Source organism: Saccharopolyspora sp. ASAGF58, assembly GCF_012277335.1.
Lineage (GTDB): Bacteria > Actinomycetota > Actinomycetes > Mycobacteriales > Pseudonocardiaceae > Saccharopolyspora > Saccharopolyspora hattusasensis.
The window spans coordinates 4,439,579-4,456,371 of sequence record NZ_CP040605.1; the positions used below are offsets into that span (position 1 = coordinate 4,439,579).

A 16,793-nucleotide genomic window follows, 5' to 3' on the forward strand; every position below is an offset into this window, starting at 1 on the left:
GGATCGCCCGCCGAACGAGGCCCTGGAAGCGCGGCGGCGCACCTGCGAGGCTGGCGACCGAACATCGTCGCCGCACTCGGATGCGGTACCCGAGCAACGGAGGTCGCCTTGTCGACGACAGATCCCCTCGATGCGCTGGTCAACCTGCGTGACCTGGGCGGGCAGCCCACCGGCGACGGTGTGGCGACCCGGGCGGGCGTGGTGTACCGCAGTGACGCTCCGCACGTCGGCGACCGGGATCCGGTGGACTTGTCGCCGTGGCCGCCGAAGGTCGTGGTGGACCTCCGCGATTCGGTGGAGACAGGTGACGAGGAACACCCGCTGGCGGCGGTGGCGACGGTGCACAGCGTGCCGTTGCTGGAGGAGGCACGGGACGCGGATGTCGAGCTCGACGAAGCCGCCCACGAGCTGACAGCGTTGTACCAGTCGATCGTCCAGGGCGTGCCGAAGAAGCTGGTAGAGGTGTTTCGCATCGTCCTGGACGCCGACGGTCCGGTGCTGATCCACTGCGCGGCGGGCAAGGACCGCACGGGGGTGGTCTCGGCGATGTTGCTGAGCGCGGTGGGGGTGCGCCGCGATGCGATCGTGGCCGACTACGTGCGCACCGACCGGAACATGCTCCGAGTCCTGCAACGCCTGGATGAGGTGCCGGCCTTGCCGCCGGGGGTGGACGAGGAGATGGTCCACGAGCTCCTGTCGACGCCGACGGAGGCGATCGAGAGCGTCCTGAACACCTTCGCCGAACACGAAGGTGGGGCGAGGGGCTGGCTCCAAGCCCACGGAGCCACGAACGAAGAACTGGACCGCTGGCAGACCAAGTTCACCGACTGACGGCTCCGAGACCAGCGACTGAAACAGCGTTGTGGGAGGGACGGACGAAAAGGTCGGGAGACCGGACCCGCCCGAATGACGGGTCCGCCCTCCCGGGGTAAGCGGCGGAACCCGCCGCAAAGACCAAGAAAACCGGCCGGAGAAGGGGTGAAGAACCGATGTTCCCGCCCCAACCCGACAAGGTCAAAGAGCCATCCGGGTGTACCAATCCCCGAACCAACAAGACCAACAAGGAGAAGTGCCGAGACCCGCCAAAACCGACACAGAGCCAGTCGGCAAGTCCGGCCCGCCGAACCCCGAATTCACCGAGCAACGAAGGTTCCGGAAATCTGAAAGTCCCTGACCCCTGCCTCCTCGAAGGTTCGGAACTCCCGGAAGCTGCTCGGTGAGCAGACCGGGAACGCTCAAGAACGTCGGGAGCCCTCCCGAGGTGACCACCGCACCGTGGGGGTCTGCGGGGGCTCGGCCCCCGCAAAATCATCCTGACCGCGCCGTGGTCCGCGCTTTTTGCGGACACACGGCGCCCCAAACGGCGGTCAGCTCGCGTACGCGCGCAACCGGTCGGCGCGGTCGCCCTGGCGCAGCTTGGCCATGACTTCCCGCTCGATCTGCCGGACCCGCTCGCGGGACAGCCCGAACGCCTTGCCGATCTGGTCCAGGGTGCGCGGCTGGCCGTCGTCGAGGCCGTAGCGCATCCGGATCACCGCCTGCTCGCGCTCTTCCAGCGTGGCCAGCACGCGACGCAGGTCGTCCTGCAGGAACCCGGAGATCACCGCGTTCTCGGCATCGGCGGATTCGGAGTCCTCGATGAAGTCGCCGAGCGGCGCGTCCTCCTCGGCCCCGACCGGCATGTCCAGGCTGACCGGGTCGCGCGAGTGGTCCATCAGGTCGAGGATCTTCTCCACCGGGATGCCGGCTTCTTCGGAGAGCTCCTCGTCCGTGGCTTCGCGGCCGAGCTTCTGGTGCAGGTCGCGCTTGATCCGGGCCAGCTTGTTGACCTGCTCGACCAGGTGGACGGGCAGCCGAATGGTGCGGCTCTGGTCGGCCATGCCGCGGGTGATGGCCTGCCGGATCCACCAGGTCGCGTACGTGGAGAACTTGAAGCCCTTGGTGTAGTCGAACTTCTCCACCGCGCGGATGAGGCCGAGGTTGCCCTCCTGGATGAGGTCCAGCAGTGGCATGCCGCGGCCGGTGTAGCGCTTGGCCAGGCTCACGACCAGGCGGAGGTTCGCCTCCATGAGGTGGTTCTTCGCCCGGCGGCCGTCGCGGACCACGGCGCCGAGGTCGGAGCGCCGCTCAGGGGAGAGGTTCTTGCTGGTCTCGAGCAGGTGCTTGGCGAAGACCCCGGCCTCGATCCGCTTGGCGAGGTCGACCTCTTCCTGTGCGGTGAGCAGCGCGGTGCGCCCGATGCCGTTGAGGTAGACGCGCACCAAGTCGGCCGATGGGCCCTGGGTGTCCAGGTCTTCGGCGACGGCGACGTCTGGCTTGGTGGTCTGCGGGACGGTCATGAGCTCCCTCCCTGACGGGCTGGCTTGGCGGGCGCGAATCACACCTGCGCGCCGTTGCGCGGTGTGAAGGACGCGTACGCTCGGTTGTACGAGCCCCGCGTCGACGTCTTCTCCGGTGCTGTCGATCGGTGCGGTGGCTACCTGTCGGCATGACCGTCGAAGCTTCGTTACCTGGAAAACGACCGGCGTGCCGAATTCGTTCCCGAGGTTGTGGTTAGGGAGACGTCATGGCGGTCACATCCGTTGCGCCGCCAAGCCTGAGGATTTGCTGAGAGCTCTCGTTACATTTAGACCTCAACCAAAAGGGTGAATGGCCCGTCGTTCGCGCTCTCCACCGACATCATCGCGCCGAACACCCCGGTGGCGACCTTCGCGCCCCGCTCGCGCAGCTCGGCCACGACCGCCTCTACCAGCGGCTCCGCCTGTTCGGGACGGGCCGCCTCAGTCCAGGACGGGCGGCGGCCCTTCTTGGTCGAGCCGTAGAGCGTGAACTGGCTGACGACGAGCAGCGGTGCCCCGGTCGTGGCGCACGACTCCTCGTCGCGAAGCGCCCGGATCTCGTGGAGTTTGCGGGCCATTTTTACGACTTCCTGAGGCCCGTCGGAATGCGTCACGCCCAGTAGCACTAACAGCCCGGGTTCTTCGATCTTGCCGACCACGACGCCTTCGACAGTTACCGAGGCGCGAGTGACCCGGGTGGCGATTGCTCTCATTGGTCACCGCCCGCCCATTCCGCCGGCAGCAGCATTCCGTGCCGGACGAGTTCGCACACCATTGGGATCGCGGCCCGGGTCAGTTCCCCGGAGTCTTCGCCGTAGCCCATCGCGAGCAGTTCGAGGAGTTCGCCGAGCGGCAGCGCCCCGCGGCACCCGGCGAGCAGCCGCACGCCCAGCTCGTCGATCTCGTGCTGCCAGCCCGGCCCGTCGGTGCGGTGCAGCCGGTGCACCAGCGGGTGCCAGCCTTCGATACCTGGTTCGGAGACGGCTTCCAGCACGGTGCTGTCCGCGGTGACCAGGCGGGCCGCCAGCAGCGCCTCGGCGGAGTCGTGCGCGCGCAGCCAGTCGACCCGGCGCAGCCACTGGTCCGATTCCGGGCCCAGCGGATCGTCGAAGGCGTGCCGGAGGTCCTCGCACACGACCTCGCCGCGCGCGTCGGTGCGGCGGAGCGTGACGAACCCGAAGCCGATCCCGATCACGTCGTTGGCCTCAAACCAGTCCAGCCACTCGGCGGCCTTCTGCAGGCCTTGCGGGCAGCGCTGGTCGTATCCGGCGTCGCGCAGCCAGGTGCCCACGTAGAGGGCTGGGTCGGCGACGTCGCGCTGCACGAACCAGGCGTCCACGCCGGCACCCGGCGGCAGCCAGCGGGACACCCGGTCCTGCCAGTCCTCGCCGTCCCGGTGCACCCAGGAGGCCAGCAGCTGGCCGGTGCCGTTCTCAGCGAGGAAGCCGGGGAGCTGGCGCACGACGAGCGCGCTCGCATCGTCACCGGCCAGCCCCGAGTCGCGGTAGGTGAAGTCGGTGCGCGGCGGACCGACCACGAACGGCGGATTGCACACGACCTGGTCGAACTTGCGGCCCTGCACCGAGTCGAACCACTCGCCTTCGGCGAGTTCGACGTCGATGCGGTTGAGCCGGAACGTCGCCTCGGCCAACGCCAACGCCCGCTTGGACACGTCGGTCGCGATGATCCGCTGCGCGTGCGTGCTCGCGTGCAGGGCCTGCACACCACAACCCGTGCCGAGGTCGAGCACCGAGCCCACCGGCCGCCGAGAGGTCGCCCGGACCAGGCTCAGCGACGCGTGCCCGACGCCGAGCACGTGGTCGGCCTCCACGGGACGCCCGCCGCGCAGGTCCGAATCCAGGTCCGAGACCACCCACCACGACTCGTCGTCGACGCCGTGCGGCCGGACGTCGAGCCCTGCGCGCAGCCCATCGCCGTCGTCGACGAGCAGCCCGGCGGCCGTTGCCCCGGAAAGCGGCAGCGGAGCCAGCGCCGCTTCAACGGCGGCCCGCGACTCGGCCTGGCCGAGCAGGAACAACCGGACCAGGGTGCCGAGCGCGCCGGCGTCGGTGGTCGCGCGCAGCGCGGGAACGGGCTCGCCGCGGCCCAGCGCGGCATGCGCCTCGGGACCGAGGAGATCCACGACGCCGTCGGCGTCGTAGCCGGCGGCCTGGAAGGCGTCGCGAAGTCGATCGATGCGGTCATGGGACAGGTCTGGAATCACGCCCCGATCCTCACACGCGCAGGAAAGCGTTCCACCGGTGCACGACCTGTTCTCCGACCTGTGACCGTTCGTCGTGGAGCACTTGGGTGTAGCCGACATGACTCTTGGGGTCAGGGTCGCGCACGATGCAGTGCGGGTCGGTGGCAGGCTCCAGCGTCCACGCGGGTCAACGACGACGAACTCGAAATGCGAGTGCAGCGGGACTTCAGGCGACGGCCATGTCGTGGGCCGTGGTATCCGGCCCATCCGACGGCCAGTTGCCGTTGCTCGTCCCAGACGACACCAGTGATCCAGTCCGCGCTGGACGGGTCCAGTTCGACCTGCCTGCTGCGCATCCGCCACAGCCTTCGCTGTTCAAGGGCGGTGAAGCAAGCCGTGACCGGCACCGGACTGACCGCATTGGTCGCAGGCAGATCGCCGGTGGCCAATGCCTGGAACGTCGGGCCGTTCAAGTGCACGATGCGTACGTGTCGTGCGGACGGGATGGACACGCGGTCGGTCACGGGCAACGCTCCTCGCTCGGCCGGAACCGGCTACTACGGTGTTGATCATGCTGCCGATGGTGGGGCCTTGACTCACGCGATGGCCGCGATGTCTCCGTCGTCGAAGTAGATCGACTGGTGCAGTCGGCCACCGAGGGCGGCGGCGTAGCGCGCGAGCACGTCCTGGCCTGCCAGCTTTCCGAGTTCGATCTGGGAAATCCGTCCCTTGGTCACACCCATCCGGTCGGCGACATCCTGCTGGGTGAGCCCCCGGTGGCGCCGGATCTCGGCGAGTCGATAGCCGCGAACCTCCGCGAGCATCGCCTCCTTGCCTGCGGCGACGGCCTCCTCACCGCCCGCGCGTTCTACGAATTCGCTGCGGACGTCCCGCCAGTTCGTGTATCCGGTCATCGCCGCCCCTCCTCGGCTCGCCGTTCCTTCAGATAGCGTTCGTACCGCTGTTCGGCGACGGGGATAGCCTCGCGGTACCACGTCTGCCATCGGCCTGCTTTGTCTCCGGCGACCAATAAGACACTGGAACGCCACGGATCAAAAGCGAACAGGATCCGCACGGTCCCGGGACGTAGTTCCTTCAAGTTCTGGATCCTCGAACGGTGATCGTGTCGACAAGAGGTCGTCCCAGACCGGGACCGACTTCGGCAAGCACATCAAGTGCCTGCGTAACCCTGTCGCGATCGTCGGAGTCGAGGCGCCTGATCCATTCCAGTAACCTCGTCGACGACGTACACGTCCCATTCATCGTGACTCACCAGCGCGAGTATAGCAATAGCTAAACTTACGTGAGTCTCGGATGAGCCTCCTCGTAAGCCCACGTGCCAGTATGTGTCATGCCAAAGCTCAACCTCACAGGCGATGCCGACGCCGACAAGCTGCTCAGTGAGGATTCGTTCGCCCTGCTCACGGGCATGCTGCTTGATCAGCAGATCTCCATGGAGATCGCGTTCGCGGGGCCGAAGAAGATCGCCGACCGGATGGGCGGGTTCAGCGTCGCCAAGATCGCGGAGTCCGATCTCGACGGCTTCGTCGAGCTTTGCGTGCAGAAGCCCGCGATCCACCGCTACGGCGGGTCGATGGGGCGGCGGGTGCACGCGTTGGCCCAGTACATCGTCGAGAACTACGACGGCCGCACCGACGCCATCTGGACCGAGGGCGATCCGGACGGCAAGGAGGTCCTGAAGCGGCTCAAGGCGCTGCCCGGGTTCGGCGACCAGAAGGCGCGGATCTTCCTAGCCCTGCTGGGCAAGCAGCGCGGCGTCGAGCCTACCGGGTGGCGCGAGGCAGCCGGTGCCTACGGCGACGCGGACGCCCGCCGCTCGATCGCCGACGTCGTCGACGATCAGTCCCTCGCCGAGGTGCGCGCCTGGAAGAAGGAGCAGAAGGCCGCGGCCAAGGCAGCCAAGGACTAGGCGTCGATGGACGAGCGCAGGTTGGTGCGAGTCTCGAAGTACCTGGCCAAGCACCTGCGGCACCAGCCCGAGCGGATCGGGATCGAGCTGGACGAGCACGGCTGGGCGCCTGTCGATGTGCTGCTCGCGGCGGCGGCCTCGCACGGGTTCCCGATCTCGCGGGCGGAGCTGGTGCAGGTCGTCGAGACCAACGACAAGCAGCGGTACGTCATCGAGGGCGACCGGATCAGGGCCAGCCAGGGGCATTCGGTCGCGGTGGATCTCGACCTACCGGTGACCGAACCACCTGAGCTGCTGTTCCACGGCACGGTCTCGCGCCACCTGGCGGGCATTCGCGCCGAGGGGTTGAGGCCGATGAACCGGCATCACGTCCACCTCTCGGTCGATCGCGAGACCGCGAAGCGCGTCGGCGCGCGGCAGGGGCGGCCGGTCGTGTTGACCGTGGACGCCGCCGGGATGCACGCGAGCGGGCACGAGTTCCGGGTCAGTGCGAACGGCGTCTGGCTGGTGGATCACGTCCGGCCCGAGTACATCCGCTATCCGGACTGACGCGGCGGCACTACGGGTGGTAACCGGATAACGCCCGGCAACGTCAACGCGGAACCCATGACAGGGCCAGTGACCGCACCGGCCCTTCGCACTGGGGGACCGCCTATGACTCGCTACGCCATCGCCGCCGTATTGCCGGGCCTGATGTTCGCCATAGGCGCCTGCAGCACCGCACCGCCGAAGTTGCTACCGCCGCCCGTCGCGCCGTTGGTGAGCCCGTTGCCGAGGAAGATGCTGTCTCGGGTGCCGCTCCCGTCGCCGAAGGCCGACCGCGCGCCGAACCCGGTCGGCGTCACTTGCGAGCCGGACGCCGCGCCACGATTCGACGACCCGAACAACCCGAACGCCATCACGAACAAGGCGTGCGGCCATGTCAGGGGGGACGGCAATGCACGCTCGAGCGATCCATGGATCGACGACCAGCTGCAGGCCACGCGGGGAGAGCCAGCGATCGGGGCAGATCCTTGCGCCGGGCTGAGCTACGAGCAGTGCCACTGCATCCAGGATCCGCCGGCGGGTTCCACGCCGGAGCCGCCGCCCGCCCCGCCCGCCACGTCGACCACGGTGCCGACGGCACCGACGGCACCGACGGCACAGCCGGCACCGACGGCACAGCCGGCACCGACGGCACCGACGGCACCGACGGCACCGACGGCACCGACGGCACCGACGGCACCGACGGCACCGACGGCACCGACGGCACCGACGGCGACCATCGTCCCCACCGGCTCGCCGCCCGCGGAGACGACTTCAGGATCGCCGACCGATTCCAGGTCGCCTACAACGACTGGATCGCCCACGGCGTCCGATGTGCCGACCACTTCTGGTTCAGGAGCAACCACGACAGGTCGGCCAACCGCTGGCTGAACGCCGGATGCGCCCGGGATCAGGCCGCCGCGGCGGCGCCGGGGCTCTGGTAGCGGTCGACGTACTCCTGGTCGGAGAGCTCGGCGATGGCGTACATGATCTCGTCGGTGATCGAGCGCAGCACCGGCAGCGAACCCTCCATCCCGGCATAGCGGGCGAAGTCCAGCGGGTCGCCGAAGCGAACGGTGACCGGGTGCACCCGGGGGAGCTTCTTGCCCCGCGGCTGGAGCTTGTCCGTGCCGGTCAACGCGACGGGCACCACCGGCGCGCGGGTGCTCAGCGCCAGCCGCGCCACGCCGGTCCGCCCCCGGTACAGCCGCCCGTCGGGCGAGCGGGTGCCCTCCGGGTGGATGCCGAACGCGCCGCCGTCGCGGAGCACCTGCTCCGCAGCTTCGAGGGCCTCCTTCGCGGCGCGCCCGCGCCCGCGCTCCACCGGGATCGCGCCGAGTGAGCCGAACAGCCACTTGGTCAGCGAGCCCTTGAAGCCGGTGCCCTGGAAGTACTCGGCCTTGGCCAGGAACGCCACTGGGCGCGGCAGCACCAGCGGCACGATGAAGCTGTCGAGCACAGCGAGGTGGTTCGGGGCCAGGATCACCGGCCCGCTCGTAGGCACCTTGTCGGCGTCGATCACGGTCGGCCGGTAGATCGTCCGCGCCACCGCACCCACGACCCGCTTGCTCACCGCGTACAGCATTCGTCCTCCCGCACCGTTGATCCCGATCGAATCTAACCCGGCGAGGTTTCGGCGTTGCGTCCTGCCGGTCAACCTCTGGGTCAGGCCGATCGCTGGGGTTGCGGTGATCGCGAACCCGGGGTATCGGCGGAGGCGATCGGGTGGGAGCATGGAATGCGGAGGTAGCGTCGTGAACAGCTCACATCGTGACGACACCCCGGTGCTGATCACCGAGGCACAGCCGTCCTACGACGATCAGCAGGCGCAGCGTCGCCGCAGGTACGCGATCATGATGGCCAGCCGCATCCCGTGCCTGGTCATTGCTGCAGTGGTGTTCCAGCTGTGGCAGTTGTGGTGGTTGTCACTGATCATCCTGGCTATTTCCATCCCGTTGCCGTGGATGGCGGTGCTCATCGCCAACGATCGCCCGGCGAAGAAGCGCGAGCACGTGAACCGGTTCCGCCGCTCGCGGCACTCGATCGAATCTCGTAACCACCAGGTCATCGAGGGCACCTGAGAGCTGCGCCTGGTCGGTCGGCGACATGCAGCGGTGCCGTACGGCATCATTGGGGGCATGAGCACGATGACGATGCCGGAGACCGATACCCGGACCGAGACCACTGATCAGACCAGTGACGACCGGCCGGAGATGTTCCACTACGTGCAGAAGGACAAGATCGCCGAGAGTGCGGTCATGGGCACGATGGTGGTCGCGCTGTGCGGAGATGTCTTCCCCGTCACGAAGTCACCGAAGCCGGGCTCGCCGGTCTGCCCGGACTGCAAGGAGATCTTCGAGTCCCTGCCCTCGGGCGGCAAGGACTGAACCAAGGACTATCGCACGGCGGCGCTCAGCCGCCGTGCGGCTCGGCATGCTTGTCGTTCGGTTGCTTCGGCAGCGGGACGCCGTTGCGCGGCGGCTCCGTGGCCGGTTTCGGCGTCTCGCCGCCCTCCTCGGCCTGGCCGTTGCGCCACGTGCGGTAGCCCTCTTCGGTGTGCATCCGCTGCGCGAGCCGCTTCATCTCCAGGCGCCGCCACCGCCGGCGCTCCCGGCGGGTCATCTTCGCCGGCCACATCTCCTGGATCGCGTTGTTGAACTGCGCGCCCATGATGATCGCCAGCCCGATGAAGAACGCGAACAGCAGGAACGCGATCGGGGTGGCCAGTGCGCCGTAGGTGTAGCCGGTGCTGGTCACCCACGTGATGTAGAGCCGTAGGCCGGTGCTGGCGCACAGGAAGATCGCCATCGCCAGCAGCGCCCCGGGCAGGCCGCGGTGCCACGGCAGCTTCCGCGGTAGCGCCACCTTGTACAGCGTCGCGAGCGCGACCACCAGGCCGACGGCGGTCGCCGGGTAGTAGAACGCCTGGATCAGCCACGCTATGTCGTCCTGGAAGTCCTGCGGGAAGATCGTCGGCAGCCAGTCCGGGCCCAGCGCGACCACCGGCAGCCCGACCACCGCGACGACCAGGCACACCAGGTACAGCAGCAGCGCGAAGATCCGTTGCCACACGCTGTTGCGCACCAGATACTGGTTGTAGGCGAGGGTGATCGAGTCGACCAGCGACGCCAGCGCCGAAGAACCCGCCCACAGCGAGATCACGAATCCGACCGAGACTATCTCGCTGCGCCCCTTGGTCAGGATGTCGGCGACCGTGGGGCCGATGATCTGGTCCACCACGTTCGCCGTGAACACCGTGCGGGAGAAAGCGAGAATCTTGTCGTGCACGGCATCGACGACCGTGGGTCCGAACCAGTCGCCGACGAAGCCGAGGCTGCCCAGCAGCCCGAGCAGCAGCGGTGGCATGGACAGCGTCTGCCAGAACGCGGCGGCCGCCGATTCCGAGAAGATGTTGTCCCACCACGCCTTGTCGAGCGTGCGCATGACCAGACGCAGCGGCCCGCGCCGCACCGGGACTTCCCGTGGTGCGACGGTCGCACTGCGCCCCCGGTGGTCTTGTGGACTCGGCTGACCCATGGCATCCATAAGGATGCTTCATCGGCTACCGCGGCGGGCGTCGGCCCGCCAAAACCGCCGGGAACGCGGAGTGTCGTGCAGGTCTCCTCCGGCCAATCCGGTGCGGCCCGGACCCGGAAGGTAAGCTGCACGGCGGCCCGCTTCGAGTTGATCGACGCCCATCGCGCGTGCGGGCGGCCGCGGGGCTGTGCAGTGGCGCGCCCTCGCCATTCAGCAGGGGAGACAGAAGGAAGGAGCGGCGAGCCGGCGTGTCCGAAGCGCAACTCGACCATTCCGTGCGATCCGTGCTCAGCGACCCCTCGCAGGCTCCTTCCCGGCCACTGCGCGCCTGGCAGCGGCGAGCCCTCACCAAGTACCTGTCGAGCAAGCCTCAGGACTTCCTGGCGGTCGCGACGCCGGGCGCGGGCAAGACGACCTTCGGGCTGCGGGTCGCCGCGGAGCTGCTGGCCGACCGCACGGTTGAGGCGGTGACCGTGGTGGCTCCCACCGAGCACCTCAAGCACCAGTGGGCGTTGGCCGCCGGCGGCGCGGGCATCCCGCTGGACTCCAACTTCCGCAACAGCGACGGCATCACCTCCAGCGACTACCGCGGCGTCGTGGTGACCTACGCGCAGGTCGCGGCGCATTCGACGCTGCACCGGGTGCGCACCGAACGTCGCAAGACGCTGGTGATCCTCGATGAGGTGCACCACGCGGGCGACGCGAAGTCCTGGGGCGATGCGATCCGGGAGGCGTTCACCCCGGCCGTGCGGCGCCTGTCGTTGACCGGTACCCCGTTCCGCAGCGACGACTCGCCGATCCCGTTCATCGGCTACGAACCCGACGCCGACGGCTCGCTGCGCAGCCGCCCGGACCACTCCTACGGCTACTCCGACGCCCTCAACGACGGCGTCGTCCGGCCGGTGCTGTTCCTCGCGTACTCCGGCGAGGCCCGGTGGCGCACCAACGCAGGCGACGAGTTCAGCGCCCGCCTCGGCGAGCCGCTGACCGCCGAGCAGACCGCGCGGGCCTGGCGGACCGCCCTGGACCCGGCGGGGGAGTGGATCCCGACGGTGCTGCAGGCCGCCGACACCCGGTTGACGCAGCTGCGCAAGGGCGGCATCCCGGACGCCGGTGGCCTGGTGATCGCCACCGACCACGTCACGGCCAAGGCCTACGCGAAGACCCTGCACAGGCTCACCGGGCACGACCCGGTGGTGGTGCTCTCCGACGACCCGCAGGCGTCCGGGCGGATCGCCGAGTTCGCCGAGTCCGAGGACCGCTGGATGGTCGCGGTCCGCATGGTCAGCGAAGGCGTCGACGTGCCGCGGCTGGCGGTCGGTGTCTACGCCACGAGCTCCTCGACGCCACTGTTCTTCGCGCAGGCCGTGGGCCGGTTCGTGCGGTCCCGGCGGCCGGGCGAGACGGCGAGCATCTTCCTGCCGAGCGTCCCGGTGCTGCTTGAGCTGGCCAGCCAGCTGGAAGCACAGCGGGACCACGTGCTCGGCAAGCCGCACCGGGAGAAGGACGGCTGGGACGACGAGCTGCTGGCCGCGGCCAACAGCAAGCGCGACGAGCCCGGCGAGGACGAGAAGGCGTTCACCTCGCTAGGTGCCGAAGCCGAGCTGGACCAGGTGATCTACGACGGCTCGTCGTTCGGCACGGCCGCGTTCAGCACGACCGAGGAGGAGCAGGACTACCTCGGGCTGCCCGGCCTGCTGGAACCCGACCAGGTGCGCGCGCTGCTGCGGCAGCGCCAGGAGCAGCAGCTGGAAGACGTCGGTAAGCGCGAGGCGGTGGCGAAGGCGGCGAAGGTGGCTGAGCAGGCCGAGCAGCGCGCGCGGCCGCAGACCGTGCAGGAGCGGTTGCAGAAGCTCCGCAAGGAGCTGAACACGCTCGTTTCGCTACACCACCACCGCACCCGGAAGCCGCACGGCAAGATCTACAACGAGCTGCAGAAGACCTGCGGCGGACCGCCCACCGCGATGGCCACCGTCGAACAGCTCGAAGAGCGCATCGCAACCCTGCGTTCCTGGTGACCGCTCGGGTGGACCCGAATGGTGCAGCGGTGATCTGTTCGGTCGCCGGCCACGGTCTCATAGGGTCGGGGTATGGCTTTTGACGTGGAGAAGATCCGGGCGCAGTATCCGGCGTTGGCGGACGGTCGGGCGTGGTTGGACGGCGCTGCGGGCACCCAGGTCCCGCAGCCGGTGATCGACGTGGTCAGCGACGCTTACCGGGTCGGGATGTCCAACGTGGGCGGCCCGTACGACTCCAGCCGCCGTGCTGCCGGGATCGTCGCGGAGGCGCGGGCGTCCGTCGCCGACCTGGTGGGTGCCCCGGACCCCGCGTGCGTGGTGTTCGGCCCGAGCATGACCGCCCTGACCTACCGGTTCGCCGCCGTGCTCGCCGCCGGTTGGCGGCCCGGCGACGAGATCGTGGTGACACAGCTGGACCACGACGCCAACGTGCGCCCCTGGGTGCAGCACGCGCGGCGGGCGGGTGCGGCCGTGCGGATGGCGGAGCTGGACCCCGCGACGGGCGAGCTGCCCGTCGACCACGTCACCAGCCTCATCGGCGAGCGCACCAAACTGGTCGCCGTCACGGCGGCCTCGAACGTGCTGGGCACCATGCCCGACCTGCGGGCGATCACCGACCGGGCCAGGCAGGTCGGCGCCCTGTCCTACGTCGACGGGGTCCAGCACTGCCCGCACGCCCACGTGCGCCTGGCCGACCTGGGCCCCGACTTCTACGCGACCAGCGCCTACAAGTGGGCGGGGCCGCACCTGGCCGCGGTGGTCGCCGCCGACCCGTGGTCGCTGGAGAACCTGCACCCGGACAAGCTCATGCCCTCGCCGGACACCTCGCCGGAGCGGTTCGAGCTCGGCACCAACCCGTTCGCCGCGTTGGCCGGGGTGGTGGCCGCCGTGGAGCACCTGGCCGGGCTGGATTCCGACGCCGACGGCAGCCGGGCCGAGCGGCTGGCGGTCTCTCGCCGCTCAGTGCAGGCCCACGAGGACGAACTGGCCCGGGCGCTGTTCGACGGGATCGCCGCGCTGGACGGGGTGGTTCGCTACGGCGCTCCGCAGGGCGCATGCACTCCCACGGCGTTCTTCGGGCTCCCGGGGAAGGAACCCGCGGCCGTCGCGGAGCAGCTCGCCGAGCGCGGTCTGAACGTCTCCTACGGGCATTCGTACGCCTGGGAGGCGGTGCACGCCCTCGGCATCGGCCCGAAGGGCGGCGTGCGGGCCAGCCTGTCGCACTACACGAGCCGGTCGGAGGTGCAACGACTGCTCGACGCGCTGGCCGAAATCGCCAGCTGAGAACGGGCGGTTCCGCAGGTAGTCGGCCGTGAGTGTTTCTGGGCGCGATGGCACCGTAAAACGCTCACGGGGCCTGACCACGCGGAACCTCTGCAACAAACGACCGAGCCCCCGCAGGGAACCTGCGAGGGCCCGGTGTCGGTCTGACGGGTTCTTACTGCTCGTCCTGCTGAAGGTCGGCCTGCACCTCGCGCAGCCCGGCCTCGTACGCACGGGCGTGGTGCCCGCAGAACAGAAGCTCGCTACCGGATGGCAATACGGCGCGAAGCTTCGCAGCGGCCCCGCAGCGGTCGCAGCGGTCGGCGGCGGTCAGCTCGGGGCGGGTGAGCGTTCCCGGCATCGTGATCTCCCTCCGTCCCGGCGTCGGAATCACCCGACGCCCTCGATCCTGCTACGACCACCGTCGGCCCACTGGCTGCGGGAGCGGTGCTCGTTGGCTCCACTCTTCCAGACGCTGCGGCCCCAGTCAGTGTTCCCGCGCCGGGTGGCGACGGTCGTCACCATGAAGTACCCGGTTGTAGCAGCACCGCTCGCGGAGCGTGATCAACACCGCGGAAAACCTTGTGACATGGGGAAATAATGCCTGGTGAGGCCGGTTTCCGGAGGTCGATGCCGATCAGGATCCGAAAATTTGGTGTTTCAGATCACAGGCCGGGCGCGTTCCGCGGCCGCCGGTTCCGCTGGAAGCGAACAGGAAATCCCACCAAGTGGACGGTTTCGGAGGGGAAAGTACCCTCCGACGGCCCTCTCCGGTGTCTCCAGCGAGAGTTCGGGCACCCCGCGCAACGGCGCGCTCAAACGATGTGCCTCGACTGGTAGCTCCCGGTCGTGCGCGACGGCTCACCGCCGGGCGGAGATCGGCTCAGCGGGACCTGGGCCACTCAAGGGTGACGGTGTGCCCCGGGTTTCCGGCGGTCCCGGGCTTCGAGCCCGAGGTGCCGATTCCGGCGCTGCCAGAGGTCCCCGGCGTGCCGGTGGCGCCGGACGGGTCCGAGCGGAGCTCGAGCGGCTTCACCTGGTCGGTCAGCACGGGCGGCGAAGCCGGTGGTTCCGCTGCGGTGGGCACCCGTGCGGGGAGCGCGGCGCCGGCCCCCAGCAGCACGGCCAGGGCGGCGAATGAGGTGAGCGCGAGGACGCGGAACCGAACGGGCATGATGCGCACCCCCTTGTAAGGCTGCCTCTTGAGGTTCGGTTTCCCCAGGATGGCCTCCCACGCCCGGATGGACGCGGGCAGAACGTCCCGAGGTGATTCGGCGTCCGAAAAGACCGATGCTGCCGACCCGCGAGCTCGCGGGTCGGCAGCATCGGTCTAGATGAAACTCAGTCCAGGTAGTCGCGCAGCACCTGGGACCGGGACGGGTGGCGCAGCTTCGACATCGTCTTAGACTCGATCTGCCGGATCCGCTCCCGGGTCACCCCGTAGACCTGGCCGATCTCGTCCAGCGTCCGCGGCTGGCCGTCGGTCAGCCCGAACCGCAGCCGGACCACGCCGGCCTCCCGCTCGGACAGCGTCGCCAGCACCGACTGCAGTTGGTCCTGCAGCAGCGTGAACGACACCGCGTCGACCGCGACGACCGCCTCGGAGTCCTCGATGAAGTCACCGAGCTGGCTGTCGCCCTCGTCGCCGATGGTCTGGTCCAGGGAGATGGGTTCCCGGGCGTACTGCTGGATCTCCAGCACCTTCTCCGGGGTGATGTCCATTTCCTTGGCGAGCTCTTCGGGCGTGGGCTCGCGGCCCAGGTCCTGCAGCAGCTCGCGCTGGATCCGGCCGAGCTTGTTGATCACCTCGACCATGTGCACCGGGATGCGGATGGTACGGGCCTGGTCGGCCATGGCGCGGGTGATGGCCTGCCGGATCCACCAGGTCGCGTATGTGGAGAACTTGTAACCCTTGGTGTAGTCGAACTTCTCCACCGCGCGGATGAGGCCGAGGTTGCCCTCCTGGATGAGGTCCAGGAACGCCATGCCGCGGCCGGTGTAGCGCTTGGCCAGGCTCACGACCAGGCGGAGGTTCGCCTCCAGCAGGTGGTTCTTCGCCCGCTCGCCGTCGCGCACGATCCAGCGCAGGTCGCGGCGCATCTGGGTGGTCAGCTGCTCGCCGGCCTCCTCGACCTGCCGCAGCCGCTCCGCGCCGTAGAGACCGGCCTCGATGCGCTTGGCCAGCTCCACCTCTTCCTCGGCGTTGAGCAGCGCGACCTTGCCGATCTGCTTCAGGTAGGCGCGCACCGAGTCGGCGGAGGCCGTCAGTTCGGCGTCCTTGCGCGCCTGCCGGAGCGCCTCGGACTCCTCTTCGTCCCAGACGAAGTCGCCGGATTCCTTGGTCTCCTCCTCCGGAACCGGCTCTTCCGGAATTTCCACCTCGACGTCGGCGAGGTCGCCGACGTCCGGGGACGTCAGGTCGGTCTCGATCGGTTCGTCGATCTCCATGCCCTCGCCGCTGCCCTTGTCGGAAGCCGGCTTGGTCGACTTCTTAGCCGGGGCCTTGGCGCCCTTCTTGGCCCCCGCCGACTTCGCGGCGGTGGTCTTGCGGGCCGTCGACTTCGCACCCGTCGAGCTCTTGGGAGTGCTCTTGCGCGCGGCGGTGGAGTTCGTCTGCTCGGTGTCAGACGAAGCAGCCGCCTCCGAAGCTGGGGTGGCCTGGGACTGGCCCGACTGGGACTGGGCACCGCCGGTTGCTGCAGCGGAGCGTCGGGTTGCGGTTTCTGCGGCTGCCACGTACGCCCTTTCGCGACGGTCGATCAGGACAGGCCGGAGGGCGCGAAACCTCGGCCGCCAAAGGTCGGGGAACAACCCACCGGATTCAGCCCTGCTGTGTTGAGGAACACCCGGTGCCTGCCTCGGCTTTTTCCTCGACGAGGACTTCGAATCAAGTGGGCCGTGTTCCATTGTAGCTGCGATGCGGGGGTGCGGTTCCGCTGCAAGGCGGAGTCCGCGCGTCCCGACATGTGCTACGCGGT

At 68.9% G+C, this 16,793-nt stretch carries 20 protein-coding genes; 8 read left to right on the forward strand and 12 right to left on the reverse strand.

The genetic code is table 11. From position 1 onward, the window contains the following. Window positions 1-108 precede the first annotated feature (108 nt). Window positions 109-831, forward strand: a complete 723-nt coding sequence (locus FDZ84_RS21245) for a tyrosine-protein phosphatase (RefSeq protein ID WP_168587327.1) — start codon at window positions 109-111, stop codon at window positions 829-831. Window positions 832-1,367: 536 nt separating this feature from the next. Here FDZ84_RS21245 and FDZ84_RS21250 read toward each other — a convergent pair. From FDZ84_RS21250 to FDZ84_RS40805, 6 genes are all read right to left on the reverse strand, one after another. Continuing rightward, entirely contained in the window at window positions 1,368-2,339 is a 972-nt protein-coding gene (locus tag FDZ84_RS21250; RefSeq protein WP_168587328.1) for a sigma-70 family RNA polymerase sigma factor, read from the reverse strand. A 287-nt stretch (window positions 2,340-2,626) separates the two neighbouring features. Next, a complete protein-coding gene (dtd, locus tag FDZ84_RS21255) occupies window positions 2,627-3,052 on the reverse strand; it encodes a D-aminoacyl-tRNA deacylase (RefSeq protein ID WP_168587329.1) in 426 nt (141 codons plus the stop codon). Then, window positions 3,049-4,563: a methyltransferase gene (locus tag FDZ84_RS21260; RefSeq protein ID WP_168587330.1), complete on the reverse strand. Its 1,515-nt coding sequence runs from the start codon at window positions 4,561-4,563 to the stop codon at window positions 3,049-3,051. The genes dtd and FDZ84_RS21260 overlap by 4 nt, the downstream gene beginning before the upstream one ends. Before the next feature lie 110 nt (window positions 4,564-4,673). Beyond that, complete coding sequence (locus FDZ84_RS21265; protein ID WP_168587331.1) at window positions 4,674-5,066, reverse strand: hypothetical protein; 393 nt, start codon at window positions 5,064-5,066, stop codon at window positions 4,674-4,676. 72 nt (window positions 5,067-5,138) lie between these two features. Further along, entirely contained in the window at window positions 5,139-5,456 is a 318-nt protein-coding gene (locus FDZ84_RS21270; RefSeq protein ID WP_168587332.1) for a helix-turn-helix domain-containing protein, read from the reverse strand. Then, window positions 5,453-5,617, reverse strand: coding sequence for a type II toxin-antitoxin system RelE/ParE family toxin (locus FDZ84_RS40805; RefSeq protein WP_371812909.1), 165 nt, complete (start codon window positions 5,615-5,617; stop codon window positions 5,453-5,455). The genes FDZ84_RS21270 and FDZ84_RS40805 overlap by 4 nt, the downstream gene beginning before the upstream one ends. Window positions 5,618-5,893: 276 nt before the next feature. Between FDZ84_RS40805 and FDZ84_RS21280 the strand changes: the two genes are divergently transcribed. Together FDZ84_RS21280 and FDZ84_RS21285 are read left to right on the forward strand one after the other, a co-directional pair. Beyond that, window positions 5,894-6,472, forward strand: coding sequence for an HhH-GPD-type base excision DNA repair protein (locus tag FDZ84_RS21280; RefSeq protein WP_168587333.1), 579 nt, complete (start codon window positions 5,894-5,896; stop codon window positions 6,470-6,472). Between the two features lie 6 nt (window positions 6,473-6,478). Next, window positions 6,479-7,021, forward strand: coding sequence for an RNA 2'-phosphotransferase (locus FDZ84_RS21285; RefSeq protein WP_168587334.1), 543 nt, complete (start codon window positions 6,479-6,481; stop codon window positions 7,019-7,021). Between the two features lie 113 nt (window positions 7,022-7,134). On the opposite strand, the gene FDZ84_RS21290 is transcribed toward FDZ84_RS21285, so the two are convergent. After that, complete coding sequence (locus FDZ84_RS21290; protein WP_168587335.1) at window positions 7,135-7,410, reverse strand: hypothetical protein; 276 nt, start codon at window positions 7,408-7,410, stop codon at window positions 7,135-7,137. Window positions 7,411-7,509: 99 nt separating this feature from the next. Here FDZ84_RS21290 and FDZ84_RS37870 point away from each other — a divergent pair, with 99 nt between their 5' ends. Continuing rightward, complete coding sequence (locus tag FDZ84_RS37870) at window positions 7,510-7,941, forward strand: hypothetical protein (RefSeq protein ID WP_210435031.1); 432 nt, start codon at window positions 7,510-7,512, stop codon at window positions 7,939-7,941. Here the strand turns inward: FDZ84_RS37870 and FDZ84_RS21300 are convergent. Further along, window positions 7,908-8,582 carry a 1-acyl-sn-glycerol-3-phosphate acyltransferase gene (locus FDZ84_RS21300; RefSeq protein ID WP_168587336.1) on the reverse strand — a complete coding sequence of 225 codons (675 nt, stop codon included), beginning with the start codon at window positions 8,580-8,582 and terminating at the stop codon, window positions 7,908-7,910. The two genes, FDZ84_RS37870 and FDZ84_RS21300, sit on opposite strands and share 34 nt — an antisense overlap. A gap of 148 nt (window positions 8,583-8,730) precedes the next feature. Between FDZ84_RS21300 and FDZ84_RS21305 the strand changes: the two genes are divergently transcribed. Continuing rightward, a complete protein-coding gene (locus FDZ84_RS21305; protein WP_168587337.1) occupies window positions 8,731-9,078 on the forward strand; it encodes a DUF3099 domain-containing protein in 348 nt (115 codons plus the stop codon). 57 nt (window positions 9,079-9,135) lie between these two features. Beyond that, complete coding sequence (locus FDZ84_RS21310) at window positions 9,136-9,384, forward strand: DUF3039 domain-containing protein (RefSeq protein WP_168587338.1); 249 nt, start codon at window positions 9,136-9,138, stop codon at window positions 9,382-9,384. A 25-nt stretch (window positions 9,385-9,409) separates the two neighbouring features. On the opposite strand, the gene FDZ84_RS21315 is transcribed toward FDZ84_RS21310, so the two are convergent. Beyond that, entirely contained in the window at window positions 9,410-10,441 is a 1,032-nt protein-coding gene (locus tag FDZ84_RS21315) for a YihY/virulence factor BrkB family protein (protein ID WP_246869203.1), read from the reverse strand. A 341-nt stretch (window positions 10,442-10,782) separates the two neighbouring features. Here FDZ84_RS21315 and FDZ84_RS21320 point away from each other — a divergent pair, with 341 nt between their 5' ends. Beyond that, the gene (locus FDZ84_RS21320; protein WP_168587340.1) at window positions 10,783-12,552 is read left to right on the forward strand and encodes a DEAD/DEAH box helicase; all 1,770 of its coding nucleotides are present in this window, start codon (window positions 10,783-10,785) and stop codon (window positions 12,550-12,552) included. Between the two features lie 72 nt (window positions 12,553-12,624). Next, on the forward strand, window positions 12,625-13,836 hold the full coding sequence (locus tag FDZ84_RS21325; RefSeq protein WP_168587341.1) for a cysteine desulfurase-like protein: 1,212 nt from the start codon (window positions 12,625-12,627) through the stop codon (window positions 13,834-13,836). Window positions 13,837-13,990: 154 nt separating this feature from the next. Here the strand turns inward: FDZ84_RS21325 and FDZ84_RS21330 are convergent, their stop codons facing one another. The 3 genes from FDZ84_RS21330 to FDZ84_RS21340 form a co-directional block, all read right to left on the reverse strand. Further along, window positions 13,991-14,176, reverse strand: coding sequence for a hypothetical protein (locus tag FDZ84_RS21330; protein ID WP_168587342.1), 186 nt, complete (start codon window positions 14,174-14,176; stop codon window positions 13,991-13,993). Window positions 14,177-14,698: 522 nt separating this feature from the next. Further along, on the reverse strand, window positions 14,699-14,989 hold the full coding sequence (locus FDZ84_RS21335) for a DUF2457 domain-containing protein (protein ID WP_168587343.1): 291 nt from the start codon (window positions 14,987-14,989) through the stop codon (window positions 14,699-14,701). Window positions 14,990-15,156: 167 nt separating this feature from the next. After that, window positions 15,157-16,578, reverse strand: coding sequence for an RNA polymerase sigma factor (locus tag FDZ84_RS21340; RefSeq protein WP_246869205.1), 1,422 nt, complete (start codon window positions 16,576-16,578; stop codon window positions 15,157-15,159). Between the last annotated feature and the right edge of the window lie 215 nt (window positions 16,579-16,793).